We start from the raw sequence: 26,977 nt of genomic DNA, 5'->3' as shown, positions 1-26,977 counted from the left end.
ACTACATTCACTTGCCACGGAAAGCATTCGGGGATAGCTTCCTTTCCGCGGCAAGCATCTGCTGCTGCGAACCCCGTCAGAAAGCAGAACCCCGTGCGCGCTGCCCGCTTCCACTCCTACGGAGCCCCCGACGTCCTCACCGTCGAGGAAGCCCCCGAGCCCCGCGCCGGCGAGGGAGCGGTGCGGATCCGCGTCCTCGCGACGAGCGTGAATCCGATCGACGTCCTGCTCCGCGCCGGCCACCTCGCCCCCTACCTGCCCCTGGACCTGCCGGCGATCCCCGGTCGCGACGCCGTCGGCGTCGTCGACGAGGTCGGCGCCGGAGTGACGGACGCGCAGGTCGGCGATCTCGTCTTCGGACTGGGCGGAGTGAGCGACACGACGGCCGAGTACGCGGTCCTCACCGCCTGGAGCAGCGTCCCCGAGCAGTGGTCGACCGAGCAGGCCGCGGCGGCCGGGCTCGCCTCCGCCACGGCGGCCGCCGCCCTCGGTGCTCTGGGCGACCTCGACGGCGCGACGCTGCTCATCGAGGGCGCCTCGGGCGCCGTCGGCAGCGCGGCCGCCGCGTTCGCCCTCGCCGCCGGCGCGACCGTGATCGGCACGGCGCGCGAGAGCAACCTCGCGTTCCTCGACGCGCTCGGAGTCGCCGCCACGACCTACGGCCCGGGTCTCGCCGAGCGGGTGGCCCGGCTCGCACCCCACGGTGTGGACGCCGCACTGCACTCGGCCCCGTCCGACTCCCTGCCGGACCTGCTGGCGATCGTGGGCGACCCCTCCCGCGTCGTCACCGTGATCGACGACCGCGGCGCCGCCCGGCTGGGCCTGCGGAAGGTCGACGCCCGCAACGAGTCGGCGCTGCTGCGGCACGCCGCCGCGCTGGGCGGCAGCGGCCTCTACACGCCGCGCGTCGACCACGTGCTCCCGCTGGCCGACATCGCCCGCGCGCACACCGTCGCCGAGAGCGGCAGCGGCAAGGTGGTCGTCCTCGTGCGGCCCTGACCGCCCCGTCCCCCGCCGTGCCCCCCGTCCCCGGGGCGGTCACGCCCGAGGACCCCCGCTCGGGCGACGCGGGGGTCCGTCTCGTGGGAGGATCCGTCTCGTGCCGGTCGCTCCTCCGCCGGCTCCGCGCTCGGTCTGACGGAAGGACCACGGGACCGCCTTGCTCGACTCCACGACCCTCCGAGTCGCCTTCGGGGTCACCACTCTCACCCTCTTCCTGCTCTTCGCCCTCGTCACGTTCCGCACCACCCGGTCGGCCTTCAGCTTCTGGTGGTGCACCGCGCTCGCGCTGTTCATGGGCGGCTCGCTCGCCTACCTGCGCGACGGCACGCCGGAGCAGGTGTGGGCGAATCCGCTGGGCAACGGCCTGATCGTCGCGGGCGCCGCGAGCGTGTGGATGGGCAGCCGCTCGCTGCGCGGCCGGCCGACGCCGTGGTGGCTCGTGATCGCTCCGACGGTGCTGGTCGTCTCGGTCTCGGCGTTCGACTCGCCCGCCGTGAACGACTGGTCGGGAGGCCCGCTCTACCTCGCCCTCATGGCGACCCTGATCGGGCTGTCGACCCGCGAGATCGCCCTCCTCGCCGCCGGGCACTCGCGCACGCGCTGGCCGCTGCTGCTCTCCTCCGGAGCCCTCGCGGCCTACTACGCGGTGCGGTTCGGCGTGTTCCTGGCGGTCGGTCCGCGGAGCGTGCTGTTCACGACCTGGTTCGGCACGCCGTCGACGACCCTCATCACCCTGGTGCTGCTGGTCGTGGTGTCGTTCAGCATGGCGTCGCTCAGCGGCGAGCAGGTCGCGAGGATGCTCACCGCGCGGGCCGCCCGGACCCGGCAGGAGCTCGCCGACGGCGGAGGGGTGCAGCGCCGCCTGCAGCCCAAGTCGGTCCCGGACCTCCCGGGCTACGAGGTGGCGGGCGCCTGCGTGCCCAGCGGCGCGGTCAGCGGCGACTTCTTCGACTGGCAGCGCACCTCCGACGGTCTCGTCGTCACGCTCGCCGACGTCATGGGCAAGGGCGTCGGAGCGGCGATGATCGCGGCGACGGTCCGCGCGGCGCTGCGGATCACCCCGCCCTCGCTCGATCCGGGGAGCACGATGGCCCTCGTCGACCGTGCGGTGGAGCCCGACCTCGACGCCAACGAGGCCTTCGTCACGCTGCTGCACCTGCGGCTCGACGCCGCGACCGGCGACATCACCGCGGTCGACGCCGGGCACGGCCTCGGGGTGATCTGCCGGGCCGACGGCTCCCGCGAGCGCGTCCCCTCGTACAACCTGCCGCTCGGCGTCCTCGGCACGCAGGAGTGGGAGACGAGCGCCTTCCGACTGGGCCCCGGCGATCTGCTGCTGATCTGCAGCGACGGGGTGCTCGACCTCTTCGACGGAACGCTGGAGGCGCTGGAGCGCGTGGCCGACGCCGCGGCGGCCGCCGCGCCCACCGCCTCGGCGGCGGTCGCGAGCATCACCCGGCTGGCGTCCGCGGGCGTGCTGCCGGACGACGTGACCGTGGTCGCGATCCGCCGGGCGGCGGGCTGAGCGCGCGGCGCCTCGCGTCGGGCAGAATCGAGCGACCGGCGCCCTCTCGGTGCCGGTCGGCTTCCGGGGGGGGACCACATGACTCGCACGCGCTCACGGCACCTCGTCCCGCTCCTGCTCGGCGCCTGCCTCGCCCTCGGGGCGACGGGATGCGCGGGAGCCGCCCCGTCCGCGTCGGACGCCCCGACCTCCTCCCCCAGCGCGGAGGGAGCCGTCGTGTACCCGATGCCGGATCTCGGCCCGTCCCCGGCGCCGGCGCCCCTCGACGCCGACCGGCTCGAGGAGCTCCGGATCGAGCAGCAGGACGAGCAGTGGCAGGGCGTCGTCGCCGGCTACCCGAGCGCCGTGCGGCCCGCGGACCCGTTCCTGCAGTACCGCGAGGAGGCCGCGGCCCCGGAGCTCGTGGACTGCCTCGAGGCGGCGGGGGTCCCCGTCGACATCGGCACGGACGCCGACGGCGAGGGACCCGCCGGGCTGATGGTGAGCCCCGTGGACGAGGCGGAGTCCGTCGCCTCGTTCACCTGCTGGAGCACCTACCCGACCACTCCGATCGCGCCGATGACGACGGAGCAGATCGACTACCTCTACAGCTACCTGACCGAGTACCTCGTGCCCTGCTACGAGGCGAACGGAGCGACGATCACCGCCGCTCCGTCGCGCGCCGACTTCGTCTCGCAGTGGCCGCAGCAGGGCTGGTTCCCGACCACCGCCGAGTCCTCGTTCACGCTCGAGGAGGAGGCGGCGATCGAGGAGGCGTGCGTCCGCCCGACCTGACCCCTCAGCGCGGGCGGCGCTGCTCGACGGGAGGCAGCGGCGGGAACGCCGCCGTCGGCCCGGACTGGTACCAGTAGGCGGTGCTCGAGAGGTCGTCCTGCCGCTCGAACAGCCCGTGGTCCCAGGCCCCGATCTGCTGCAGCGTCACGCGGAGGCGCTCGTCGAAGTAGATCGGGTCGGGCAGGTGCCAGCGGTAGAGCGCGTGCATCGGCACCGCCTCCGTCGAGAACGGCGACGCCCTGGTGGTGTCGCGCGTGCTGTGGAAGGGGTAGCCGAAGTACGGCGCGCTGAAGGTGAGGATCTCGGGTTCGGGGTCGGCGCGGAGCTCGTCCTGGAACGCCCACGCACCGCCCGCGTAATCCTCCAGACCGGTGCTGCACAGGGTCGGGAACTCGTCGTCGTCGTCGACGAAGAACTTCATCTCGCCCTCGCCCCACCAGTAGCGCTGGAGGGAGGCCAGCGCGATGTAGGTGCCGAGGTAGGTGCCCCGGCCCTCCACGCCGTCGAGCACGACGTGATCGCTGCCCAGTGCGGTGGTGCCGTTCGAGCGCCGCCACTGGGCGTGGAAGTACTCGGTGCCGGCGTCCAGGGCGTCGCCCGTCGTGTAGTCGACCTGGAAGAACACGTGCGGCAGGTCGCCGCCGTGCTGGTTCTCGAGGGTGAGGCGGGCGGAGCGGCGGAACGGCATGGGGATGTAGCTGTTCATCCCCCCGGTCGGCGCGACGACGATCGGGATCGAGGTCACCAGCGCCCGGGTCGCGAAGCCGTTGCAGAAGAAGTCGCCGAGGGGGACCTCGACGGCGGGCTGGTCGGAGTCGTCCCAGTACGCCCGGAGGACCAGATCGCGCAGGACGAAGGGACCTGCCTCGGTGCGGTCGGCCACGGTGATCCAGATGTGCCTGATCACCCCCGGGCCCTCGATCTCGGCCAGGGTCAGCGTCTCGCCCGCGGCCAGCGGCAGGAACGCCGTGCCCTTGCGGCCGGGACCGAGATCGGAGGCGGTCCTGGCCGCCGCGCCCGACGCTCCGGTCGGGTTCTCGGCGTTGATGGAGCGGCTGCGGACGCCGCGCTCGCGGGTGGTGGTGTGCCAGGGGATGTTCATCGGTACTCCTCGGAGACGGAGGCGGGCAGGGAGGTCGCGCGGATCATTTGACGGCCCCGGCGGTGACGCCGCGGCTGAGGGTCCGCTGGAAGAGCAGGAAGAAGATCAGCGTCGGGATGAGCGAGAGCAGCGAGCCCGCGTTCACGACCGTGATGTCGATCGAGTGCTGGCCCCGCAGGGTCGACAGGGCGATCGGGACGGTCTGGGAGGCCGGGTCGCTGAGCAGGATGAGCGGGATGTAGAACTCGTTCCAGGTCCAGATGAAGAAGAACACCAGCAGCACCGAGAGCGTCGGCCGGAGCACCGGGAACACCACGCGCCACAGGATCTGCCAGCGGCCGGCGCCGTCGATCGCCGCGGCCTCGAGCAGCTCCTTGGGGACGGTGGCCATCACGCTCGCGAGGATGTAGGTGCCGAACGCGCCCTGCAGCACCGTGAAGACGATGATCACGGCCCACGGGGTGTTCAGCGTGCCGGTGGCCTGCGCCCCGTAGAAGAGCGGGTAGATGAGCGCCTCGTGCGGGAGCATCGTCGAGATCAGGAGCAGCGCCAGCACGATGCCGCTTCCGCGGATCCGGCCGACGCCGATCGCGTAGGCCGCCAGGAGCGCGACGCCGACGCCGGCCACGGCGACGACACCCGAGATGAGCAGCGAGTTGCCCAGCGCCACCGGGTAGTCGACCCGCCCCAGATACGAGGTGAACGCATCGAGGGTGAAGGACGTCGGGAAGGCGAGGGGCCCGTTCGCGGAGTAGTCCGCTCCGGTCTTGAAGGCGTTGAGCACGAGCAGCCAGAACGGAGCGAGCATCAGCAGGGCGAAGGCGGCCGCCAGCACGAGCATCAGCCAGTGCATCGGGGTGCGGCGGAAGCGGTGCTCCGCGCGGGGAGCGTCCACGGCGGTCATCGCGCCACCACCTTCTCGCCGTCTCCGCGCCGCTGCCACCAGAGCAGGACGCCGGCGATCGCGAAGATCAGGACCGACATCACCGTGGCGATCGTCGACCCGTAGCCGACCTGCGACAGCTCGAAGAAGTTGCGGTACGCGTAGTAGGAGGGCACGACGGTCGAGCTCTCTGGCCCGCCGCCGGTCAGGATCAGGATCGGCGCGAACACCTTGAGTGCGCCGACGGTGGCGGTGAGGACCACGATGAAGACCTCCGGACGGATCTGCGGGACGGTGATGGCCGTGAAGCGCCGCCACCAGCCGGCGCCGTCGAGCTCGGCGGCCTCGTAGAGCTCGGGGTCGACCCGTTGGAGCGCGGCCATGAAGATGACGACCGGGTAGCCGATCTGCAGCCAGACGAGCATCAGCATCACGGCGTAGATCGCCGTGGTGGGATCGCCGAGCCAGTCGGGCGGATCCGAGATCCCGATGGCGCGGAGGGCGGCGTTGAGGCTTCCGTCGCCGGAGTCGAGGATCCAGCTCCAGATGAAGCCGGCCACCGCGATCGGCAGGATCTGCGGCAGGTAGAAGGTGGCCCGGAGGAACGAGGCCGCGCGGGCGCCGAAGCTCCTGCCGAGGTAGTCGAAGAGCAGCGCGGCCAGGACGATGCCGATCGCGGTCGGGATGACGACGATCGCCACGATCATCGCCACCGAGTTCGAGAACGACTGCCAGAACTGCTCGTCGGCCAGCAGCGCGGTGTAGTTGCCGAGGCCGTTCCAGCGCATCGGCGCCAGCCCGCCCTTCCAGCGGAACAGGCTGAAGAAGACGTTCATGGCGAAGGGGGCCCCCACCACGACGACGAAGCCGACGGCGATGGGGAGGAGGTAGAGCCAGTAGCCGGCGCGGCCTCCGCCGCCCCGGTCGGCGCGCCGCGGGGGCGCGCCGACCGGGGCGGCGGGCGCGGGGGGCGCCGCCGGAGGACGGGGTGGTGCGGAGGTCATGATGGTCCTTCCGTGGATCCGGTTCAGCCCTCTTCGACGACCGCGCGGCCGTCGTCGTAGAACTCCTGCAGCTTCTGCAGGTACTCGTCGGCCGTCTCGTTGCCGTTGGACATCGCCTGCATGTTGTTCTGGATGAAGTCGAGGAGCCCGGGGACCGGGTAGTCCGGGTAGAAGGTCAGGGCGTCGTCCGCGACGAGCTCGTCGAAGCGCGCGGTGAACTCCTGGGTGAGCGGGTCCTCGATAGTGGCGGTGTCGCCCGCCAGCGGGAGCCCGCCCTTCCCGCCGATGAGGTTCTGCACCTCGTCGCTGAGCGTGATGTCGATCCAGTCGGCGGCGAGGTCCTTGTCGCCGGCCTTCGCGGGGATGCCCCAGAGGTGCCCCGACGAGCCCATCGAGAGGTCCGCCCCGGGGAGGGTGAAGTAGCCCCACGGGAACTCGGCCTGCTCGCCGATGCGGGCGAACTCGCCGTTGTTCCAGATGAGCATCGCGGCGTCCTGGCCCAGGAAGTTCACCGTGGCCTGCTCGAACGAGAGCCCGCCGAGGTCCTCGCCGACGTAGCCCTTCTCGATCCAGTCCTGGAAGCGCTGCGTGCCCGACGCCCACGGGTCCTGGCTGAAGTCGATGTCCTTCCGCAGGAACATGAAGTCGTCGATCGGGGTGCGGTCGTCCCCGGCGGCCTGCGAGACCAGCGAGTACCAGACCCACATCTGGTTGAAGCCCTGGCTGGTCGCCGCCGAGCTCGAGATCGGGGTGACGCCCTGCGCGAGGAGCTCGTCCATCGCGGCCTCGAAGTCCTCGATCGTGGTCGGCGGCTCGGTGATGCCGGCCTTCGCGAAGAGGTCCTTGTTGTAGTAGAGCATCACGTACTCGCCGATGTTCGGGACGCCGTACCAGTCGCCGGAGCCGGCATTGCCGTTCTCGTCGTAGCGGGCGAAGGACGACATCGCGCCCGACACCTTCTCGTCCCAGCCGCGCTCCTCGACGAGGTCGGTGATCGGGTCGAGCAGGCCCTGCGCCGCGAGCTGGCCGCCGTCGGAGTTGCCCTTGTTGAACTCGATCACGTCGGGGACGTCGTTGCCGGTCAGCAGGATCTTGGCGTTCTGCCGGATCGCGTCGAAGCTCGTGGTCTGGTAGTCCACCTCGACATCGGGGTGCTGCTCCTCGAAGAGCTCGACCGCGCGGGCCCAGCCCTGACCCTGCGCGGAGTCGGGGTTCTCGTACTGCAGGATCGTGAAGGTCCCGTCGCTCTCGGCTTCTCCGCCGGCGGAGGAGCAGGAGACCAGGGTCGTCGCACCCAGGAGTGCGGCAGCGGCGAGGGCGAGTGCGCGACGGGGTCGTCGGGGGTGTCTCATGTCAGCTTCCTTGCTTTCGTGATGGGGAGGGACTGCCGCAGGCGTGCGCCGACGGCAGGGGTCGGAGGGTCGCCGCAGGCGCGACGACGGGAGGGGGGTGAGCGGGTGATCCTCGGATCAGCAGTGCGGGTCGGCCGGAGGGCGGCGCGGGGGCGCCGGACGGCGGCGGCGGCGGATCAGCCCGGCGGCCCGACCGAGTCGCGCAGGACGAGCGGGCAGCGCATCAGCCGGTGCTCGTACGGCAGCGACGACTCGCCGCGGATCCGCAGCACGGCCCGCTCCATCGCCCAGGAGCCCATATCGGCGTGGGGCAGGGCGACGCTGGTGAGTCCGGGGAGAACCGAGTCGGCGACGGCGATCTGGTTGTCGAAGCCCACGATCGAGAGGTCCTCGGGCACCCGCAGCCCCAGCCGTCCCGCCGCCTGGTAGAACGCGAACGCGAGCCGGTCCGAGAAGCAGAAGACCGCGCTCGGGCGATCGGAGCGTGACAGGAGGGCGATGGCGAGCGCGAATCCGTCGCGGGCGTCGGGACCCGGGGCCGCCGCGACGATCGACTCGTCGAGCGCGACGCCCGCGTCGGCGAGCGCCCGCTCGTAGCCGCGGCGGCGCAGGGTGGCGGCGATGTAGCGCTCGTCCGCGACCCCGCAGTAGGCGATGCGGCGGTGACCCGCCTCGAGGAGGTGCCGGGCGGCGTCGTAACCGCCCTGCTCCTCGTCGGGGACGACGGAGTCGACGTCGGTCCGGTCGGCGGAGCGTCCGTCGAGGACGACGACGGGCACCGACGTCGGCACCAGGGGCAGCTCGACGTCGCGGTGGAACTCGGCAGCGAAGACGAGGGCCTCGATGTCGCGCTGCAGCAGCGACTTGACCGCCGCCGAGTCGAGGTCGTGGTTGCCGCCGGAGTCGATCAGCATGAGCAGGTAGCCGAGCGTCCAGGCGGTGTCCTGCGCGCCGCGCACCATGCCCCCCGCGAACGGGATGCTCGCGACGCCGTCCGAGAGCATCCCGATGGTGTGCGACTTCCGGGTCTTCAGACCGCGGGCCAGGAGGTTGGGCACGTAGCCCATGTCGTCCGCGGTCCTGCGGATCGTCGCCGCGACCGAGGGGTTCACCCGACCGCGGTCGCGGTCGTTGAGGACGAGCGACACGGTCGACGCGGACACGCCCACGTGCCGTGCGATGTCCTTCAGTGTCAGCATCGACACTCCCTCCGTCAAACGATTGATGCGACCGTAAAGTCGTCAATCGCGTTGACGCAACGGACGGAGTCGATCGTGATCGAACTCAGCTTCCGAGGGGGTGCGGCGCCCCGGATCCGACGGCCGAGCGGGTCGATCCGGCACTGCTGACGTGCAGCAGATCGGCGGGCCGGAGCATCCTCGGCCCGGAGCGTGGAGATCCTCGCTCCGTCGACTCACGCCACGCTGATCACAACATCCCGACGGACTGCACGTCGGGCACGCACGGCCTGTCCGGGGGTCTGCTCACCACGGATTCCGCACTGCGACGAGGACGAGAGCGGTCATCGTGTCGACCGTGCTGGCGCCCGCGCCCTCCACTCTCGACTTCCACTGAGCGCACGCCTCTTCGCCGGGACCCGTCGACGAGTTCCCGCCGAGTCGAGCGGATCCGACGCCCCGGCGACTCGTTACGCTCACCACATGGGTCGGGGGATCACGAGTGTCAGTGCATCCATCGGGGCCGCGCTGCTGCTGCTCGTCTCGCTGTCAGGATGCGTGACGCCTCGCGAGTCGCCCGACGCTGCCGCGGGAACGACTCCGACGTCTGCAGAACCAGTGCCGGAGCAGCCCGCGCCGGCAGCGACGGTCGAAGCCGACGTGCTGGCTTCAGCTCGACCGACGCCCTCAGCCGCATCGACGTGCGCGCCGATCGAGCTGTACGAGCCGTGGTCGTCCGAACGACCATCGGTGTCGTCGTTGGGTGGGCAGCGCCTGCGCATCCCGTCGGACCAGGGTCCGCGGGAGCACGCGAACGGCGACGTCGTGGCGGACGAGGCCGGCCGACCAGTCGCCTATGTCGTCGCACCCGATGACGTGTGGACCGTCGTGGCTGAGCGTTTCTGCCTCCACGTCGACTACATCAACGCACTCAACCAGGTGCGGCGGAACTCGGCATTCACGTTGTACGCCGGAGACACCCTGAACCTCAGCCCGTACACCGTGACATCGGTCGGATCGGAGAACGGCGAGGTCTCCGACAACAGCCCGCCTGATCCCCTGCCCGAACAGAAGTAGCGTCGACCGTCGCTCGTCCTCGAGGCCGAATCCTGCGGTGCGGACCAGTGCGTCGTCTAAGAGATCGTCGCTCGAGGACCGACCGGATCCTCGATCCCCGGACGCTCACACCCGGTCCGGGTGGTCGGCCCACGCGGCGCGGATGCGGTCCAGGGTCCGCAGCGTCGCGGCGGTGCGGCGCTGGTCCGGCCCGGGGTCGGCGCCGCGGACCAGGTCCACGAAGCGCGCCACCTCCGGGGCGAGCAGATGCGCCGGGGGCGGGATCTCGTGGACGGTCGGCGCGGCGCCGTCGACCGGTCGGACGGTGATCGAGCGGGGCGCGACGACGCGGTCGATCTCCAGCGTGGCGTCCTCTCCCTGGATCGTGCTCGACGCGAACGAGGTCGTGATCTTCGAGACGCTCACATCGACGACGACGTCGCCGTAGTCGAGGAGCGCGATCCCCGCGCCGTCGACTCCCCCCGCCATGGCCACGCGCAGGCCGGCGACTCCGCGGGGCTCGCCGAACAGCCCGATCACCGTATTCGCGGCGTAGACACCGAGATCGAGGAGGGCCCCGCCGCCGTCCGGGTCGAAGGTCGAGCTGGACTCGCCGCGCAGCACCGCGGGGTACCGGGAGGAGACCTTCTCGAACCGGAACGAGGCGCGACGGAGGCGACCGGCGAGGGGCAGAAGGCGCTCCAGCTCGAGCGTGCCGGGGTCGTAGGCGGATCGAACCGCCTCCATCAGGACGACACCGGCTCGGTCCGCCCGCGCGACCAGGTCCGCCCACGCGGGCGCGTCCGTCACGCCCGGCTTCTCCACCAGGACGTGCTTGCCCTGCTCGATCGCGAGGCGCACGTGCTCGGCGTGCAGTCGATTCGGGGTCGCGACGTAGACGGCGTCGATGTCCTCGACCGACAGCGCCCGCTCGAGATCGGTCGGAGCGGGAACCGCACCGGCGCTGTCGGCCAGGAGCCTCGCCCGCCCCGCGTCGCGGGAGTGCACCGCGTGGACGCGGATCCCGGAGACCACGTCCACCGCGCGGCAGAATCCGGTCGTGATCGTCCCCGTGCCCACGGTCAGTACTCGGATCATCCGCCGGCCCTCCTCACGACCTCGAGGCCGACGTCCGGACCCGGCGTCCGTGCGGTGGGACGCGTCGTGCGACCGTAGGGGCGTCGAACGCGTCGACGCGAGACCCCGTGCCGAGACCCGCCCCGGTGCCGGCTCATGCCCGGGGGCCGCGACCGCGCAGGCGGAGCCGCCGCCACACCCCTCGGAGCCGCTCCGTCCAGCGGTCGGTGAAGTCGTTCGAGAGGGCCAGGGCCTCGGCGCCCGGGTCGGCTCCGGCGCTCGTGTTCCGGATGGCGCGCAGCGCGCGCTCCTCCGGAGTGGGCTCGGGGGTCCGCGGCTCCTCGCCCGGATCCGTGGGCGGCTGCGTCGGGACCATGGCCTCCACCCTAGGCTCGCGCGTTCCTGCGAGGCCGGGCAGAACACCGCCCCGCCGTGGCGACTCCGAGGAAGTTAGGTTAGGTTAACCTTCGCAACCCCGTACCTCCCCTGCCGAAGGACACCAGTGCCCGCCATCCGCACCCCCCGCCGCCTCACCGCCGTCGCCTCGCTCGGCCTCACCGCCCTGCTTCTCACGGCCTGCTCCGGAGGCGCCGACGCCGGCTCCGACTCCGCCCCCTCTGGCGCGTCGGCCGGCTTCCCCGTCACCGTCGAGCACGCCTTCGGCGAGACCACCGTCGAGTCGGCGGACCGCGTCGTCGCCACCAGCTGGACCAACCAGGACGTCGCGCTCGCGCTGGGCGTTGTTCCCGTCGGCTTCGCCCGCGCCTCCTACGGCGACGAGGACGGCGACGGGCTGCTGGCCTGGACGAAGGAGGCCCTCGACGCGAGCGGCGCCGAGACTCCCGAGCTCTTCGACGAGACCGACGGTGTGCCCTTCGAGGCGATCGCCGACCTCGCGCCCGACGTGATCCTCTCGGCCTACTCCGGCATCTCGCAGGAGGACTACGACACGATGTCGCAGATCGCCCCGACCGTCGCCTACCCGGGCCTGCCCTGGGGCACCACCTGGCAGGACTCCGCGAAGCTCGACGGCGCCGCCCTCGGGCTCGCGGACGAGGCCGAGGCGAAGGTCGCCGAGGTCGAGGACGAGATCGCCTCCACGGTGGCCGAGCACCCCTCGCTCGAGGGCACGACCTTCACCTACGGCTGGTACGACCCCACCGACGCCAGCTCCTTCACCTACTACACGCCGAACGACGCGCGAGTGAAGTACGTCGAGGACCTCGGCCTCGAGGTCGCGCCCAGCGTCGTCGAGCTCTCGGGCGACTCCGAGGCGTTCAGCGGCACCCTCAGCTCCGAGAACGCCGACCAGCTCGACGCCGACGTGCTCATCGTCTACGGCGACGAGACCACCCTCGCGGCCCTGCAGGCCGACCCGCTGCTCTCGAAGATCCCGGCCGTCGCGCGCGGCTCGGTCTACGTCCTCACCGACGGCTCGTCCCTCGCGATGGCGACCTCCTCGCCCAACCTGCTGAGCATCCCGTGGGGTCTCGACGAGTACACGGCGGGGATCGCGGCGGCCGCCGACAAGGTGTCGTGAGCACCGGCGCCTCCGCTCCTCCCCGGCGCCCCGCCCGCGACGACACTCGCGAGCGGGGCGCCGCTCGGCGCCTGCGCCCCCTCGGGCTCGGCGCCGTCGTCGTCGCGCTCGCCCTGGCCTCGATCGCCTCGCTCGTCTACGGCTCGCGCGAGATCCCGCTCGCCGAGGTCTGGCCGGCGCTCACCGCGCCCGACCCCGCCTCGATCGTCGACGCGGCCGTGCAGAACCGCATCCCGCGCACCGTGCTGGCTCTGCTGGTCGGCGCGTCCCTCGGGCTCGCCGGCGCGGTCATGCAGGGCATGACCCGCAATCCGCTCGCCGACCCGGGCATCCTGGGGCTGAACGCGGGAGCGTCCCTCGCGGTGGTCCTGGGCATCTCGGTCCTCGGAGTGACGACCCTCCCGCAGTTCGTCTGGCTCGCGTTCCTCGGTGCGGCGGCCGCCGGGGCCTTCGTCTACGCCGTGGCGTCGCTCGGCCGCGACGGAGCGACTCCGCTCACGCTCGCCCTCGCCGGAGCCGCGACCGCCGCCGCGCTCACCTCTTTGATCAGCGCCGTGCTGCTCACGCAGGACGAGACGCTCAACCGCTTCCGCTTCTGGCAGGTCGGCGGCGTCGGCGGCGCCGAGACGACCGGGATCCTGCAGGTGCTGCCGTTCCTCGCCGTCGGCGCGCTGCTCGCGCTCGGCAGCGCGCGCGGCCTGGACGCCCTGGCACTGGGCGACGACCTCGCGACCGGCCTCGGCCGCCGCGTGGGACGCATCCGCCTGGTGGCCGGCGTCGCCGCCGTGCTGCTCTGCGGCGCCGCCACCGCCGTCGCGGGGCCCATCGGATTCATCGGACTCACGGTGCCGCACCTCGCGCGCCGGCTGACCGGGCCCGCGCACGCGTGGCTGCTGCCCGCCTCGGCCCTGCTCGGCGCGCTGCTGCTGCTCACCGCCGACGTCGTCGGGCGCGTCGTCGCGCGGCCCAGCGACGTCGAGGTCGGCATCGTCACCGCGCTGATCGGAGCGCCCGTGCTGATCGCGATCGTGCGCCGCTCGAAGGTGCGGGCGCTGTGAGCACGGCCACGTCGCTCCGTTCGTCGACCGGCATCGTCGCCGGGCGGGCACGCCGTGCGCGCCGCACCGCGCTCGGCTGCGCGATCCTCGCCGCCGTCGCGCTCGCACTCGTGCTCGTGTCGCTGAGCGTCGGCAACACCTTCTACTCCCCCGTCGAGGTCGTGCGGGTGATCCTCGGCGACACGGTTCCCGGGGCGTCGTTCACCGTCGGCACTCTGCGCCTGCCGCGCACCCTCACCGCCGTGCTGGTCGGCACGGGCTTCGGCATGGGCGGCGTGATCTTCCAGACGCTGCTGCGCAACGCGCTCGCCAGCCCCGACATCATCGGCATCACGTCCGGGGCGAGCGCCGCGGCCGTCGTCGCGATCGCGTTCCTCGGACTCTCGGGCGTCGCCGTCTCGGTGATCGCCGTCGTCGCGGGCCTCCTGACCGCGCTCGTCATCGCCGGGCTGGCGGGGCGGGGCGGAGTCGCGGGGGCGCGCCTGATCCTGATCGGCATCGGGGTGGGCGCGATGCTCCAGAGCGTCATCGCGTACGTGCAGACGCGGGCCGACTTCGAGGACGTGCAGGAGTCGCTGCGCTGGCTGACCGGCAGCCTCAACTCGGCGAGGTGGGAGGCCGTGCCTCCGCTCGCACTGGCGATGCTGGTGCTGGTGCCGCTGGCGCTGCTGCTCTCGGGGCGGCTGCAGGTGCTCCAGCTCGGCGACGACTCCGCCACCGCGCTGGGCGCCTCCGTCGGGCGCGACCGCACGGTGCTGCTCGCGGTGGCCGTCGGGCTCGTCTCGGTCGCGACCGCCGCCACGGGGCCGATCGCGTTCATCGCGTTCGTGTCGGGTCCGATCGCCCGGCGCATCGTCCCGGAGGCGCGGTCGCTGCTCGTGCCGTCCGCCCTCGTCGGCGTGGTGGTCGTGCTCGCGGCCGACCTCGTCGCCCAGTACGTCGCGGGGCTCGCCTTCTCGGGCGCCCGCTTCCCCGTCGGAGTGGTGACGGGCGCGCTCGGCGCGCCGTTCCTGCTCTGGCTCCTCGCCCGACGCACCCGCACCGGAGGCACCCTGTGACCGCATCGCCCACGTCCGCGACCCCGGGGGTCGCCTCCGCCCACCGCTCGCTCGCGGTCGACGGCGTGACGCTCGCCTACGACGAGCGCATCGTCGTCGACGGCCTGTCGCTCGAGGTGCCGACCGGCGCGATCAGCGTGATCGTCGGAGCGAACGCCTGCGGCAAGTCGACGCTCCTGCGCGCGATGGCGCGTCTGATCACTCCGCGCTCGGGCGCCGTGCTGCTCGACGGGCAGGCGATCCACCGGCTCCCGACCAAGCAGGTCGCGACGCAGGTGGGACTGCTGCCGCAGACCCCGGTCGCGCCGGAGGGCATCGCGGTCTCGGACCTGGTGGCGCGCGGCCGCTACCCGCACCGCGGCTGGTTCGGCCGCGGCTCCTCCGCCGACGACGACGCGATCGTCGAGGACGCCCTGCGCGCCACCGGAACCCTCGAGATCGCCGACCGCCCGGTCGACGAGCTCTCGGGCGGCCAGCGCCAGCGCGTCTGGATCGCCCTGGCACTCGCCCAGCGCACCGACGTGCTCCTGCTCGACGAGCCGACCACGTACCTCGACGTCTCGCACCAGATCGAGGTGCTCGACCTGCTCACCGACCTCAATCGCTCGCGCGGCACGACGATCGTGATCGTGCTGCACGACCTGAACCTCGCGGCGCGGTACGCCGACCACCTGTTCGCGGTGCGGGCGGGGGCGCTGTACGCGTCGGGGACTCCGGCCGAGGTCGTGACGTCGGAGGTCGTGCGCGCGGTGTTCGGGATGGAGTCGCGGATCATCGAGGACCCGGTGTCGCGCACGCCGCTGGTGCTGCCGATCGGGCGGCACCACTCGGGCTGAGGGCCTGGTCCACTCCTCGAAAGTTGTCGTACTCGAGCGCGAGTACGACAACTACTGCGGAGTCGACGCGTCCGCGAGTGCCGGCGGGGCGCATCCGGGGCGCGAGTGGTCGCGGGACGGGGCCTGCTCGGAGTCCGGAGCCCGGCCCGCGTCGACTCGGGCGTGCGGCACGACGCGACTCGACTCGGAACGGGGCTCGGTCCGGGTCCAGAGCCCGCCCCGCGTCGACTCCACCGCGCAGCCCGACCCGAGTGGACTCGAACCGGGGCCCGTCCCGACCCCGGAGCCCGCCCCGCGTCGACTCGGCGGCCGCGAGAACGGAGTGGGACGGCCGCGCTCCCGCTCAGTCCGCGTCCAGCACCACCCGCCCGTCGAGCCCCAGCCGCTCCAGGAACGCCTCGTCGTGGCTCACCACGACCAGCCCGCCCCGCCAGGCCGCGAGCACCTCCACGAGATGGTCGGTCGTCGCCAGATCGAGATCGTTGGTCGGCTCGTCGAGCACGAGGAGCTGCGGAGCGGGCTGCGCGAGCACGAGTCCGGCGAGTGCGGCGCGGAAACGCTCCCCTCCCGACAGGGTCGCCGCCGTCCGGTCGACGATCGCGCCGCGGAGCAGCAGCCGGGCCAGCGAGTTGCGCAGCTCACCGGTCGGCACCGCGGGAGCCGCTCGCGACACGTGCTCGAGCACCGTGCGGTCGTCGTCGAGCAGCCCCTCCCGACGCTGCGGCAGCCAGCCGATCCGGTCGGTGAGCGCGGTGGCGTGCGTGTCGGCGATCGGATGCGGACGCGCCGCCGCCCGCACGAGCTGCTCGAGCAGCGTGGTCTTGCCCGTGCCGTTCGCGCCGACCACGGCGATCCGCTCGGACCCCTGCAGCACCGTGGCGCGGCCGCGCACTGTGATCTCGGCGAGCCGCCGCCCCGCGGGCACCCCCGGATCCGGCAGCTCGATGCGGACCGCGTCGTCGTCCCGCACCGCCCGCGACGCGGCGTCGACCTGCTCGCGGGCGCGCGCCTCCGCCTCGCCGTGACCGGAGCGGAGGCGCCCGGCGGTCCCCTCGGCCCGGTTCTTCCGGGCGTTCGCGAGGATCTTCGGCATCGACTCCGCCGATCGGGCGCCCACCTTCGCTCGCCGCGCGATCGTCGTCTCGGCCTCGATGCGCTGCCGCTTCTCGGCGCGCAGCAGCTGATCGGCGTCGCGCACGTCGCGCTCGGCCGCGGCACGCTCGAGGGCGAGCCGCTCCTCGAAGTCCGAGAAGGTGCCTCCGGAGGTGCGCAGCGCGCCGCCCCGCAGCTCGGCGATCTCGTCGACGTGCTCGAGCAGCTCACGGTCGTGGCTGACCACGATCAGCGTGCCGCGCCACCGGTCGACCAGGTCGAGCAGCAGGCCGCGCGACCGCCGGTCGAGATCGTTGGTGGGCTCGTCGAGCACGGCGATCGGCTTTTCGCGCAGACGCACGCCGGTCACCGCGGCGAGGACCGCCTGCCCACCCGAGAGTGTCGCGACGGGCCGACGCAGATCTTCCGGAAGCCCTGCCTCCCCGAGCGCCGCGGCCGCCCGGGCGTCGAGGTCCCAGTCGTCGTCGAGCACATCGAAGTGCCGCGGATCGGCGTCGCCCCCGAGGATCGCGTGCAGGGCGTCGAGCTTCCCGCGGATCCCGAGCAGATCCGCGACGGTGTCGTCGGGCCCGCGCCGGAGCCGCTGCGGCAGCAGGTCGACCGGCCCCGTCGTCGAGACGGTGCCGTGCGTCGGAGTGAGGTCGCCGGTGACGAGCCGGACGAGCGTGGACTTGCCGGCGCCGTTGGCCCCGACGAGCCCGGTGCGGCCGCGGCCGAACGCGGTGGTGACCCGGTCGAGGACGACGTCGCCGTCGGGCCAGGCGAACGAGCAGTCGGTGAGGACGACGGAGGGTGGGGTGATGGAGGGCACGGTGCTCCCGGTGATGGTGTGTCGCCGCGCGACGACCACCGGGCTCCCGGCATGCGGGAGCCTCGCCCTCAGCGGGCGGGCACGGGGGTCGTCAGTGCGAGGTCAGCGTCTGCGTCGTGGACGCAGTACCGGTGCTGATGCGCAAAGGACCGTCTTCCGTGCGGGGAGCCCCCGTGTCCGCGAGCCGTCCGGTCGGCCGGTGAGGTGGCCGCACCGACGTCGCGGCTCGCGACGAGGTACTCCAGCACGGTACGCGCGGGGCGCGGGAGGGCGCAAGGTGCTGCACTGGCGGCGCCGCGACGAGGCGCCCCTTCATCGGCGCGACACCGCTCCGCCGCCCCCTTCCAGGATCGGGGGGGGCTCTCCGACCCCGAGGAACCGGATCCGACCGCTGCGGAGAACCAGCCCCTCGTGGCCGACGCCTCACCTGTAGTCGGCGCTTCACGGCCGGTCGCCGTGCCGATGAGCACCGTCTCGGTGTCGGCCCCGTCGAAGTGCGCCGCGCCGGCTGGAACCCAGAGGAAGGAACCGGCGGGATACCGCTCGAGACACGAGCGGTCGAACGTCTCGCCGTAACCCAGCAGGAGCTCTCCGCGCGCGACGAAGAGATGAGCGGCAGCGCTGTGCGAGTGAGGTGCGTCGAAGAACAGCAGCGGGATCCAGAACGCGTAGGTGAACTGAACGCCCGCGTCCCAAGTGCCGACGAGTTCTGCGCGCAGGAGCGGTGCCGGGTCCGCGATGCTTTCCAGAGACTCGTCCGGGGTCCGCTCTCGCGACGCAACCGACACGATCGGAGGCACGGCGCGCACGGCGCGTGGCAGAACGGAGCAGCGATGCTCGCACGAGCAGTACGACAGTGGTCACCGGATCCGGGCAGCGAATCGGCGGGTTGCCTGAAATCTGAATTGCACTCAAGCAACAGCGCAGCGCAGCGCCTTTCGAGAGCGTCGCCGAAATGCGGAGAGGGCCGGCCCCCGCGGGCGCCGGCCCTCTCCGACCAGCTCAAGCTAGTCTTCAGCACTCTGCCCGCGAAGCAGCCATACGACCCCCCAGACGTGCAGAGCGAGGAACGCGATGAAGAGTCCAATGAATCCGGCGAAGAAGAATGCCGGGTCTGTATCTGCCGATGTGGGATTAGCTAGAGCCCACACCACCTCTGGCAATGCGTATGCGGCCATCAATGACAGCGAAAAAGTCAGCACCAACGGCAACAGGACGGCGATCTTCTTCATCAGCTGACTCTCTTTCTCAAGGGGCGGCAGTCGGCAGTGACGTGGACGGTAGCACCTCAGCAGGCATAGGTGTGCATCGTGTAGTTGAAGCTGTTGTGAATCTGGTGCCACCTGCCATCGCCGCGCACGCGAGCGGGTGCCTGCTTGGTTCCGGCCTCGGTGTACCACCAGGCGCAGGCACCTGGCATGAGCTTGTAGGCGTCGGCGTCCACCATGAACGACTTCGACGACTGGCCGGGCGACAGAGCGGCGATCTTGCCGGACGGCGCTGAGCCGCTCCATGCAGAGCCGACGAACACGGTACGTGTCGAGTCCTTTGCGCTGTGGACGATGCCACACCACCCGAAGCTGCATTCGGAAGCCTGGGCAGAGGTGGCGATGACCGCCCCTGCGCCGAGCACCCCGAAGATCACTGCCGTAGCCGCGGCCACCTTCGTGAAGCGGCTCTCTCTCGAGGGCTTCTTACTCATGAACATGCGATTCCCCAATCCCTCAGCGATGTGTTGGTGCTGATGCGAGGAACGCTAACTAAACATGACGAATTCTCATATGAGAGAGGTCTCAGGCAGAAGGATGTGGCGTGAAGAGAGACGCCAGTGGCGCAGGTCGGACAAGAATTGTCACTGCAAGCAGTTTCTCGCCACTGCATTTCTTCACCTCAAGGGGAAGAAATCGCGAGATTCTGGCATCGTCTGCCGTGAATTGAGATGCGTCATTCGGCGGCTAGGCGAAGTAGTCCGTCGTCGACTACTGTGGTGGCTTGGTTCGTGCGTTTCCAAGCGCATGTGCACCACATCCACTGTCGCAACACACGGCACTCCCGCTCCGAATAAGAGCTGACTGCAGCTCACCACCAGATCGAACGGGTCACCTGTGCGGCGCCATGCCGGCTTGATTCGCCTCGGGCCGATCGGTCACGCCGAATCTTCTCGTCACATCGCAGTGCCTCAGCGGCTCTGCGCGGGGAACAGAAGGGAGAGGGCTGCATCGGCTTCGATCGGTCTGTCGACTTCAGACCCGGTTCAAGGCGTCTTCGCCGGGCACTCCTCGCGGCAAGCACCTCAAGAAGACCCCCTGCAGCAACATCTGCGGGCACCCCGTCGCTACTACTGTCATCGAGAGCACGGCCCGCACCGCGCGCGCCGCAGGACGGAGCAGCATGATCGCGATCGATCTCATCGGCAGGACGGCACTGGTCACCGGATCCGGGCAGGGCATCGGGCTGGCGATCGCCGTCGGGCTCGCACGGGCCGGCGCGGACGTGGTCGTCAACGCCCGCTCACAGGGCTCGATCGACACGGCGGTCGCGGAGGTGCTGCAGCAGGTTCCGGAGGCGACCGTCCGCGGAGTCGCCGCCGACCTCGCCACCGACGACGGCAGCGCGGCGCTGCTCGAGGCCGTTCCGACCGTCGACGTCCTCGTCAACAACCTCGGGATCTTCGGCAGCGCGGATCCGCTCACGATCAGCGACGACGAGTGGCGGCGCTACTTCGAGGTCAACGTGCTGACCGGGGTGCGCCTGACCCGCGCGTACCTGCCCGGCATGATCGAGCGGGGCTGGGGGCGCGTGCAGTACATCGGCAGCGACTCCGCCGTCGCGACGCCGGCCGAGATGATCCACTACGGGGTGTCGAAGACGGCGCTGCTCGGAGTCTCGCGGGGCTTCGCGAAGGCGGCGGCGGGCAGCGGAGTCACGGTGAACAGCGTGCTCGCGGGCCCGACGCACACGGGCGGGGTCGAGGACTTCGTGCACGAGCTGGTCGACGCGTCGCTCCCCTGGGACGAGGCGCAGCGCGAGTTCATGCGGCTGCACCGGCCGAACTCGCTGCTGCAGCGGCTGATCGAGCCGGAGGAGATCGCCAACACGGTCGTCTACCTCGCGTCGCCGCTCGCCTCGGCGACCACGGGCGCGGCGGTGCGGGTCGACGGCGGGTACATCGACGCGATCGTGCCGTGACGACCAGCTGACGCGCCCCTCGGCAGCACCTCCGGCTCGCAGAAACCGGTTCGGCTCGTCAGAACGGGCGGGATCTGCGAGCCGAACACGATCCCGCGAGCCGGACGACCGGCGCCAACGCGACCGGGGCACGTGCCGCCCGCGCGAGCCCTACCCGCGGTCGCTCGCGGACCGATCCGCCCCGCCCGGGCGCGGAGCCGGCGCGACCGATCCGCCGGTCCGCCACTCCCCGCCGATCCGCTCCTGCACGAGCGGGGCCGCCGGATCCTCGAGCCGCGCGAGCAGCGCCTCCACTCCCCGCCGCCCCAGTTCGTGCGCGGGCGAGACGAGCACGTCGAGCTCGGGATCGCCGAAGTCGGCGACATCCGGGGTCGAGGCGAGCAGCACGATCGACACGTCCTCCGGCACGCTCACTCCGCGGTGCCGCAGCTCGTGCGCGAGGCCGAGGGCGATGCCTCCGTCGAACACGAGCACCGCCGTCACGTCGCCGAGCTCCGCGGCGAGCGCCCGTCCGCCGCGAGCCGACTCCTCAGCCTCGAGCAGCACTTTGGAGAGACCCCGCTCCCCCGACACGCGCCGGAACGTCTCGCGGGCGCGGGCGTTCGCTCCGAAACCCTCGACACGCTCGGGACCGCCGAGCACCAGGGCGATGCGCTCGTGACCGAGCGACGACAGGCGCGCGAGCGACTCCTCGACCATGCCCTCGATGTCGATGTCGACCCAGTCGAGGGCGGAGGGGTCGCGCGTGCGCCCGATGAGCGCGAAAGGCGTTCCGGAGTCGCGCAGCACGTCGACCCGGTCGTCGTCGAGGGCGACCTCCATCAGCACCACGCCGTCGACGAGCCCGTCCGCGCGGAGGCCGGCGAGGCGCTCGGAGGAGTCGAGCGAGGGCCAGAGCACGATCGAGTAGCCGCGCTCGGCCGCCGCCTCGGCCGCTCCCGCGAAGAAGAGGGTGGCCGTGTTGAGCAGGCGCGGGCGCACCAGCGGGAACACGACCGCGAGGATCATCGAGCGGCGGCGGGCGAGCGCCCGCGCGAGGGCGTGCGGGCGGTAGTCGAGATCGGCCATCGCGTCGACGACGCGCTGCCGGGTCTCGGCGGTCACGGGCTTGGAGTCGTTGACGACGAACGAGACGGTGGCGATCGAGACGCCGGCGCGCTCGGCGACGTCGCGCATGGTCGCCATGGTGCTCCTCCGCTCGTCGCCCCTCGCGGTTGACGAGCGGCGGTGACGTCCATCATCCTGGACATCGCGGTAAAGCGGTTAACCCCCCTCCGCCACCCCGTCAGTGCCGACCAGTGAAGGACCCTCCCGTGACCACTCCCTCCTCTCCCGTCCGCGTCCTCGTCTGGGGCGAGAACCGCCACGAGCAGATCGAGGAGGAGGTGCGCGCGATCTACCCGGACGGCATGCACACGACGATCGCCGCGGGCATCTCCGAGAACCTCGGCGAGCGCGCGCAGGTGTCGACCACGACGCTCGACGAGCCGGAGCACGGCCTGACCGAGGACGTCCTCGCCGCCACCGATGTGCTCGTCTGGTGGGGGCACGCCGCGCACGGCGAGGTCGCCGACGAGGTCGTCGAGCGCGTGCACCGCCACGTGCTGTCGGGCATGGGACTGCTGGTGCTCCACTCCGGCCACTGGTCGAGGATCTTCGGGAAGCTCATGGGCACGACCTGCACACTGCGCTGGCGATCGGAGCAGGACCGCGAGCTGGTCTGGACCGTCGACCCGACGCATCCGATCGCCCAGGGCGTGCCCCACCCGTTCGTGATCCCGCAGCAGGAGATGTACGGGGAGTTCTTCGACGTGCCGGCACCCGACGAGCTGGTGTTCCTCTCGACGTTCTCGGGCGGCGAGGTGTTCCGCTCGGGCATGACCTGGAAGCGGGGGCACGGCAAGATCTTCTTCTTCTCGCCCGGCGACCAGGACTACCCCGTGTACCACCACGCCGATGTGCGCCGCGTGATCGCGAACGGAGTGGAGTGGGCGCGCACCGTCCGCCCCGAGCGCACCCTGCCGGTACTGCAGCGCTACGAGACCGAGAACTTCTACACCGGGCACGACTACCAGGGAGCGCTCGTCCGATGAGCGCTCCCGTGCGCATCGTCCAGGTCGGCGCAGGAGCGATGGGGCGTGCCTGGCTGCACGCGCTGCGCGATTCGGCCGACGTCGAGCTGGTCGGCCTCGTCGACCTCGACACCGCGCTGGCCGAGCGGGCCGCGGCGGAGGAGGGGGTCGCCCCGGTCGCGATCGGCACCTCCGTCGCCGAGGTCGCCGAGCGCTCGGGCGCCGAGGCCGTGGTCAACGTGACCGTGCCGCGCGCGCACCTGCCAGTGAGCACCGAGGCGCTGTTCGCCGGCCTGCCGGTGCTCTGCGAGAAGCCGATCGCGCCGACGGTCGCCGAGGCGCTCGTGCTCGCGGCGACGGCGGAGGCCTCGGGGCGGCTGCTGATGACCAGCCAGTCGCGCCGGTACTACGCCGCGATCGCCGCGTTCCGCGCGCAGATCGCCGAGCTCGGAACGCTCGGAACCGCCTCCGTCGACTTCGCGAAGGCGCCCCACTTCGGCGGGTTCCGCGAGGAGATGCCGCACGTGCTGCTCGTCGACATGGCGATCCACGCGTTCGACGCCGCGCGGTACCTGCTCGACCGCGACCCGGTGTCGGTGTACTGCGAGGAGTACAACCCGGACTGGAGCTGGTACGCCGACGGCGCCGCGGCGACCGCGGTGTTCGAGTTCGCCGGCGGGCTGCGCTTCACCTACACGGGCAGCTGGTGCGCCGACGGGTTCGAGACGTCGTGGAACGGCAACTGGCGTGTGAACGGCGCGGGCGGCACGGCCCGCTGGGACGGCGACGGGGCGCCGGAGGTGCAGGCACGGGAGTCCTCCGAGGTACGGACGGCGGCGCTCGTGCCGGTCCCGGAGGAGATCCACGGCTCGCTCGCCGAGTTCGTCTCCGCGTTGCGCACCGGGGGCACACCCTCGGGCGAGGTGCACGCGAACGTGCGGAGCCTCGCGATGGTGGAGGCGGCGGTGCGCTCCTCCGAGTCGGGCGAGCGCGTGCGGATCGACGACGTGCTCGAGGGCGCGTACGCAGAGGCGCTGGGGCTGGCGCGCGACGAGCGCGTGCGGGAGGCTCTGGCGGCGTGGGGATCGGCGGCCGCGGGGCTCACTCCTCCCCTGCTGGTCGAGTAGCCGCACAGCGGCGTATCGTGGCCCACCCTGCTGGGCCACGGGGATCTCGCTACGCCCGCTCCGCGGGCTGCTCGATCAGCGGGCACCTCGTGCCATGTCTGCGTCAGTCGTCGCTTCCCGCCGCCATCCCCTCGAGGCGTTGCAGCAGTCGGAAGCGCTGCTCAGCGGTCATCGTCCCGTCGAACTCGAGGACGAAGCGGTCTGATCCGGAGAAGTCCGCGTCGCGGTGAAGGACGTCCTGTCGCGGAGGCCGGCGGGCGCCTCGACCATCACGATCACCATCGTGCAGACCGACGGGCCCTCGTTCCCGACGGGCTCGCTGGTGGTCGCCCCGCTGACCGCCCCGGCGGGTCTCCCGGCGCCCCTGGGCGTCACGGGGATCGGCACCTCGACGGTGACCTTCCTCAACCCGCAGGCGCTCCTGCGGGACGGCGGATCCGCGGCGTTCGACATCGCGTTCCACGGCGGCACCGGCGTGTCCCGCGTCGGAGCGGCGACCGAGTGGTCGATGACGGTCTCGTCGACGGCCGGCGACGGCACCTGCAACCAGGGCCGACCGGGAGCCTGGACCGGCCCGAACACTCTCTGAGCGCGCACTCTGCTCGCCGGACCGTACGGAACCGAGGTCAGGAGCCTCTCCGAGCGGCGCACCCGCCGCCGGGGGCGCTCCTGACCTCGGTTACGAACGGCGCACCGAGCGCCACGGGTCGGCGCCGGCGGAGCGAGGCCCCCGGCCTCCCGCTCCCGGGACCGCTGACACCTCGCGTTCCCCCGGCGGACACCCGAGAGCGACCCCGCGTTCACCCGCGCCGACCAGCGTGGTCGGGTTCCCTTCGAACCCGCTCAGGAGACCCGTGCCCCGTCCTCATGCCCCCCGCCGCGCCGCCGGCGCCGCGATCGTCCTCACCCTCGCGAGCTGCACGCTCGGAGCCGCCCTGCCGGCCGCGGCGAGCGGCGACTCCTTCTTCACCCGCATCGCCACCGTGCCCGCGTACCTGAACGCCGCCGACCCGGCCGTCGACTCCGCCGTCGCCGAGATCTCGAGCGCGTCGCCCGACGGCCGCCTCGTCTACTCGACCGACTCGGCCGGCCAGCGCATCAACGTCCTGGACATCAGCGACCCCGAGTCGCCCGAGCCGCTCGGCGGCACGGGCGTCGGCGGCGAGCCGACCTCGGTCTACGCGACCGGCGAGTACGTCCTCGCGGTCGTCGACACGAGTGACGGCGACTTCGCGAACCCCTCCGGTCACGTGAGCGTGCTGCACGCCGCCGACCTCGCGCCCGTCGCGACGATCGAGCTCGGCGGGCAGCCCGACTCCATCGACGTCACCACCGCCGGCGACACCGCCGTCATCGCGATCGAGAACCAGCGCGACGAGGAGTTCACCCCCGAGGGCGCCGAGGAGGGCGACCTGCCGCAGGCGCCCGCCGGCGAGCTCGTCGTCATGGACCTCACCGGGGACCCCTCCGCCTGGGTCGCTGAGCACGTCTCGCTCACCGGACTCACGGGCCTCGACACCCCCGAGGACCCCGAGCCCGAGTACGTCTCGATCAACCCCGCCGACACGGCCGTCGCCGTGACTCTGCAGGAGAACAACGCCGTCGCGATCGTCGACCTGGCCTCGCGCGAGGTGCTCACCTCCTACTCCGCGGGCACCGTCTCGGTCGACGGCATCGACACCCTCGACGACGACACGATCTCGCTCACGGGATCGATCACGGACGTGCCGCGCGAGCCCGACGCCATCGGCTGGGTCGGCGACGCGCACGTCGCGATCGCGAACGAGGGCGACTGGAAGGGCGGCACGCGCGGCTGGTCGATCCTCGACGCGGCCACCGGAGCGGTGCAGTGGGACGCGGGGAACTCCTTCGACCACCTCGCCGTGAGCCTCGGCCTCTACCCCGACAAGCGCTCCGACGCCAAGGGCTCCGAGCCCGAGGGCCTGCTGTCGGCGACCTTCGACGGCGTGCCGTACGTCTTCGTCGGCGCCGAGCGCGCCAACTTCGTCGCCGTCTACGACGTCTCGGACCCGACCGCGCCGCGTCTCGTGCAGGCGCTGCCGTCGACGCCCGGTCCGGAGGGGCTGCTCGCCCTGCCCGAGCGCGACCTGCTCGTCGTCTCGAGCGAGACCGACGACGCCGAAGCCGCTCTGCGCGCCACGGTGCAGCTCTACGCGCTGGGCGCCTCCGCTCCGGCGTTCCCCACGCTCGTCTCGGCCGACGTCGACGGATCACCGCTGCCCTGGGGCGCCCTCTCGGGACTCTCCACCGACCCGGCCGACGCCGACCGCCTCTTCGCGGTGAGCGACAGCGCCTACGCGCCGAGCACGATCCACTCGATCGACACCTCCGTCACTCCCGCGGTGCTGGACGCGACGACGACCGTCACCGAGGCGGGTGAGCCGGCCGCCCTCGACCTCGAGGGCATCGCGGCGCGCGCCGACGGCGGCTTCTGGGCCGTGACCGAGGGCGCGACCGGACCCGAGAACGCCCTGCTGCGCCTCGACGACTCCGCCGCGGTGCGCGAGCGCATCGCGCTCCCCGCCGAGGTCGCCGACGCGCTCGGCTCTCAGGGCTTCGAGGGCGTGACCATCGAGTCCGGGACGGACGGCGAGTTCGTCTGGACCGCGCTGCAGCGCGAGGCCTCGATCGACGCAGACGGAGTGGTGCGCCTGGGCCGCTACGACGTCGCCGCCGGCACCTGGAGCTTCTTCGGCTACCCGCTCGAGGCTCCGTCCGGAGTCGAGGGCGACTGGAACGGCCTCTCCGAGATCACGCTGACCCCGGCGGGCACGCTCGCCGTGATCGAGCGCGACAAGCGCAACGGTCCGGACGCCGCCCTCAAGGCGGTCTACACGGTGCCGCTTCCCGCGGGCGCGGGCGCCGCGGTCGGCGAGGAGCTGCCGCTGCTCGAGAAGACGCTCGCGGCCGACGTGCTGCCGGCGCTCGAGGCGGGCAACGGCTGGACCCAGGAGAAGCTCGAGGGGCTCGGCATCACGGGCGCGGGCGAGGTCTTCGTGGTCACGGACAACGACGCGGTCGACGACGCGAACGGCGAGACCGTGCTGGCGTCGCTCGGCTCGGCGGAGTCGGTGTTCGGCACGGCGGTCACGCCCGAGCCGACGCCGGTGCCGACGGGCGAGCCGACGGTCGCGCCCACCGCGGAGCCCACGGTCGCGCCGACCACCGCGCCGACGGCGGAGCCCACCCCGGCGCCGAC

Annotated in this window: 24 protein-coding genes; 13 read left to right on the top strand and 11 right to left on the bottom strand. The window is 72.1% G+C overall.

Annotation, left to right across the window (positions count from 1 at the left end; genetic code table 11):
* Positions 1 to 93: 93 nt before the first annotated feature.
* The 3 genes from IOC53_RS19520 to IOC53_RS14525 all read left to right on the top strand — a co-directional run bounded on the left by IOC53_RS19520 (position 94) and on the right by IOC53_RS14525 (position 3,301).
* Complete coding sequence (locus tag IOC53_RS19520; protein WP_207406776.1) at positions 94 to 999, top strand: alcohol dehydrogenase catalytic domain-containing protein; 906 nt, start codon at positions 94 to 96, stop codon at positions 997 to 999.
* 160 nt (positions 1,000 to 1,159) lie between these two features.
* A complete protein-coding gene (locus IOC53_RS14530; RefSeq protein WP_207406775.1) occupies positions 1,160 to 2,527 on the top strand; it encodes a PP2C family protein-serine/threonine phosphatase in 1,368 nt (455 codons plus the stop codon).
* 78 nt (positions 2,528 to 2,605) lie between these two features.
* Entirely contained in the window at positions 2,606 to 3,301 is a 696-nt protein-coding gene (locus tag IOC53_RS14525; protein WP_207406774.1) for a hypothetical protein, read from the top strand.
* 4 nt (positions 3,302 to 3,305) lie between these two features.
* On the opposite strand, the gene IOC53_RS14520 is transcribed toward IOC53_RS14525, so the two are convergent.
* The 5 genes from IOC53_RS14520 to IOC53_RS14500 form a co-directional block, all read right to left on the bottom strand.
* Positions 3,306 to 4,403, bottom strand: coding sequence for a glycoside hydrolase family 172 protein (locus IOC53_RS14520; protein WP_207406773.1), 1,098 nt, complete (start codon positions 4,401 to 4,403; stop codon positions 3,306 to 3,308).
* A 43-nt stretch (positions 4,404 to 4,446) separates the two neighbouring features.
* Positions 4,447 to 5,307: a carbohydrate ABC transporter permease gene (locus IOC53_RS14515; protein WP_207406772.1), complete on the bottom strand. Its 861-nt coding sequence runs from the start codon at positions 5,305 to 5,307 to the stop codon at positions 4,447 to 4,449.
* The gene (locus IOC53_RS14510; RefSeq protein WP_207406793.1) at positions 5,304 to 6,164 is read right to left on the bottom strand and encodes a carbohydrate ABC transporter permease; all 861 of its coding nucleotides are present in this window, start codon (positions 6,162 to 6,164) and stop codon (positions 5,304 to 5,306) included. Before IOC53_RS14510 ends, IOC53_RS14515 begins: the two co-directional genes overlap by 4 nt.
* A 149-nt stretch (positions 6,165 to 6,313) precedes the next feature.
* Positions 6,314 to 7,642 (bottom strand): ABC transporter substrate-binding protein, encoded by a 1,329-nt coding sequence (locus tag IOC53_RS14505; RefSeq protein ID WP_207406770.1) that lies wholly within the window; start codon positions 7,640 to 7,642, stop codon positions 6,314 to 6,316.
* A gap of 176 nt (positions 7,643 to 7,818) precedes the next feature.
* Complete coding sequence (locus IOC53_RS14500) at positions 7,819 to 8,841, bottom strand: LacI family DNA-binding transcriptional regulator (RefSeq protein WP_207406764.1); 1,023 nt, start codon at positions 8,839 to 8,841, stop codon at positions 7,819 to 7,821.
* A gap of 462 nt (positions 8,842 to 9,303) precedes the next feature.
* Between IOC53_RS14500 and IOC53_RS14495 the strand changes: the two genes are divergently transcribed.
* Positions 9,304 to 9,897 carry a hypothetical protein gene (locus IOC53_RS14495; protein WP_207406763.1) on the top strand — a complete coding sequence of 198 codons (594 nt, stop codon included), beginning with the start codon at positions 9,304 to 9,306 and terminating at the stop codon, positions 9,895 to 9,897.
* A 105-nt stretch (positions 9,898 to 10,002) separates the two neighbouring features.
* Here the strand turns inward: IOC53_RS14495 and IOC53_RS14490 are convergent, their stop codons facing one another.
* Together IOC53_RS14490 and IOC53_RS14485 are read right to left on the bottom strand one after the other, a co-directional pair.
* Positions 10,003 to 10,974 (bottom strand): Gfo/Idh/MocA family protein, encoded by a 972-nt coding sequence (locus IOC53_RS14490; RefSeq protein ID WP_207406762.1) that lies wholly within the window; start codon positions 10,972 to 10,974, stop codon positions 10,003 to 10,005.
* A gap of 133 nt (positions 10,975 to 11,107) precedes the next feature.
* Positions 11,108 to 11,329 carry a hypothetical protein gene (locus IOC53_RS14485; protein ID WP_207406761.1) on the bottom strand — a complete coding sequence of 74 codons (222 nt, stop codon included), beginning with the start codon at positions 11,327 to 11,329 and terminating at the stop codon, positions 11,108 to 11,110.
* Between the two features lie 126 nt (positions 11,330 to 11,455).
* Here IOC53_RS14485 and IOC53_RS14480 point away from each other — a divergent pair, with 126 nt between their 5' ends.
* Genes IOC53_RS14480 through IOC53_RS14465 form a run of 4 tightly spaced genes read left to right on the top strand, consistent with a single transcriptional unit; the run spans position 11,456 to position 15,445 of the window.
* On the top strand, positions 11,456 to 12,493 hold the full coding sequence (locus tag IOC53_RS14480; protein WP_207406760.1) for an iron-siderophore ABC transporter substrate-binding protein: 1,038 nt from the start codon (positions 11,456 to 11,458) through the stop codon (positions 12,491 to 12,493).
* A complete protein-coding gene (locus tag IOC53_RS14475) occupies positions 12,490 to 13,551 on the top strand; it encodes an iron ABC transporter permease (RefSeq protein ID WP_207406759.1) in 1,062 nt (353 codons plus the stop codon). Before IOC53_RS14480 ends, IOC53_RS14475 begins: the two co-directional genes overlap by 4 nt.
* Complete coding sequence (locus tag IOC53_RS14470; RefSeq protein WP_207406757.1) at positions 13,548 to 14,609, top strand: iron chelate uptake ABC transporter family permease subunit; 1,062 nt, start codon at positions 13,548 to 13,550, stop codon at positions 14,607 to 14,609. Before IOC53_RS14475 ends, IOC53_RS14470 begins: the two co-directional genes overlap by 4 nt.
* Complete coding sequence (locus IOC53_RS14465; protein WP_207406755.1) at positions 14,606 to 15,445, top strand: ABC transporter ATP-binding protein; 840 nt, start codon at positions 14,606 to 14,608, stop codon at positions 15,443 to 15,445. The genes IOC53_RS14470 and IOC53_RS14465 overlap by 4 nt, the downstream gene beginning before the upstream one ends.
* Positions 15,446 to 15,788: 343 nt before the next feature.
* On the opposite strand, the gene IOC53_RS14460 is transcribed toward IOC53_RS14465, so the two are convergent.
* The 3 genes from IOC53_RS14460 to IOC53_RS14450 form a co-directional block, all read right to left on the bottom strand.
* Positions 15,789 to 17,369, bottom strand: a complete 1,581-nt coding sequence (locus IOC53_RS14460; protein ID WP_207406754.1) for an ATP-binding cassette domain-containing protein — start codon at positions 17,367 to 17,369, stop codon at positions 15,789 to 15,791.
* A 1,007-nt stretch (positions 17,370 to 18,376) separates the two neighbouring features.
* Entirely contained in the window at positions 18,377 to 18,601 is a 225-nt protein-coding gene (locus tag IOC53_RS14455) for a hypothetical protein (RefSeq protein WP_207406753.1), read from the bottom strand.
* Between the two features lie 56 nt (positions 18,602 to 18,657).
* Positions 18,658 to 19,071, bottom strand: a complete 414-nt coding sequence (locus IOC53_RS14450; protein WP_207406752.1) for a hypothetical protein — start codon at positions 19,069 to 19,071, stop codon at positions 18,658 to 18,660.
* Between the two features lie 692 nt (positions 19,072 to 19,763).
* Between IOC53_RS14450 and IOC53_RS14445 the strand changes: the two genes are divergently transcribed.
* Positions 19,764 to 20,558 (top strand): SDR family NAD(P)-dependent oxidoreductase, encoded by a 795-nt coding sequence (locus IOC53_RS14445; RefSeq protein WP_207406791.1) that lies wholly within the window; start codon positions 19,764 to 19,766, stop codon positions 20,556 to 20,558.
* 150 nt (positions 20,559 to 20,708) lie between these two features.
* On the opposite strand, the gene IOC53_RS14440 is transcribed toward IOC53_RS14445, so the two are convergent.
* Entirely contained in the window at positions 20,709 to 21,743 is a 1,035-nt protein-coding gene (locus IOC53_RS14440; protein WP_207406751.1) for a LacI family DNA-binding transcriptional regulator, read from the bottom strand.
* A 128-nt stretch (positions 21,744 to 21,871) separates the two neighbouring features.
* On the opposite strand from IOC53_RS14440, the gene IOC53_RS14435 reads away from it, so the two are divergent.
* The 4 genes from IOC53_RS14435 to IOC53_RS19010 all read left to right on the top strand — a co-directional run.
* A complete protein-coding gene (locus tag IOC53_RS14435; RefSeq protein WP_207406750.1) occupies positions 21,872 to 22,651 on the top strand; it encodes a ThuA domain-containing protein in 780 nt (259 codons plus the stop codon).
* Complete coding sequence (locus IOC53_RS14430; RefSeq protein WP_207406748.1) at positions 22,648 to 23,757, top strand: Gfo/Idh/MocA family protein; 1,110 nt, start codon at positions 22,648 to 22,650, stop codon at positions 23,755 to 23,757. The genes IOC53_RS14435 and IOC53_RS14430 overlap by 4 nt, the downstream gene beginning before the upstream one ends.
* Positions 23,758 to 23,983: 226 nt before the next feature.
* Positions 23,984 to 24,346, top strand: a complete 363-nt coding sequence (locus tag IOC53_RS14425) for a hypothetical protein (RefSeq protein WP_207406746.1) — start codon at positions 23,984 to 23,986, stop codon at positions 24,344 to 24,346.
* 265 nt (positions 24,347 to 24,611) lie between these two features.
* Positions 24,612 to 26,977, top strand: a 2,366-nt coding sequence (locus tag IOC53_RS19010) for an esterase-like activity of phytase family protein (protein WP_207406743.1), incomplete at its 3' end; no start/stop codon positions are given.

The sequence above is a fragment of the Rathayibacter sp. SD072 genome (assembly GCF_017355185.1).
Classification (GTDB): Bacteria; Actinomycetota; Actinomycetes; order Actinomycetales; family Microbacteriaceae; genus Rathayibacter.
The sequence above is the reverse complement of the archived record's forward strand: the minus strand, read 5'-3'. Positions and strand labels throughout refer to the sequence as shown.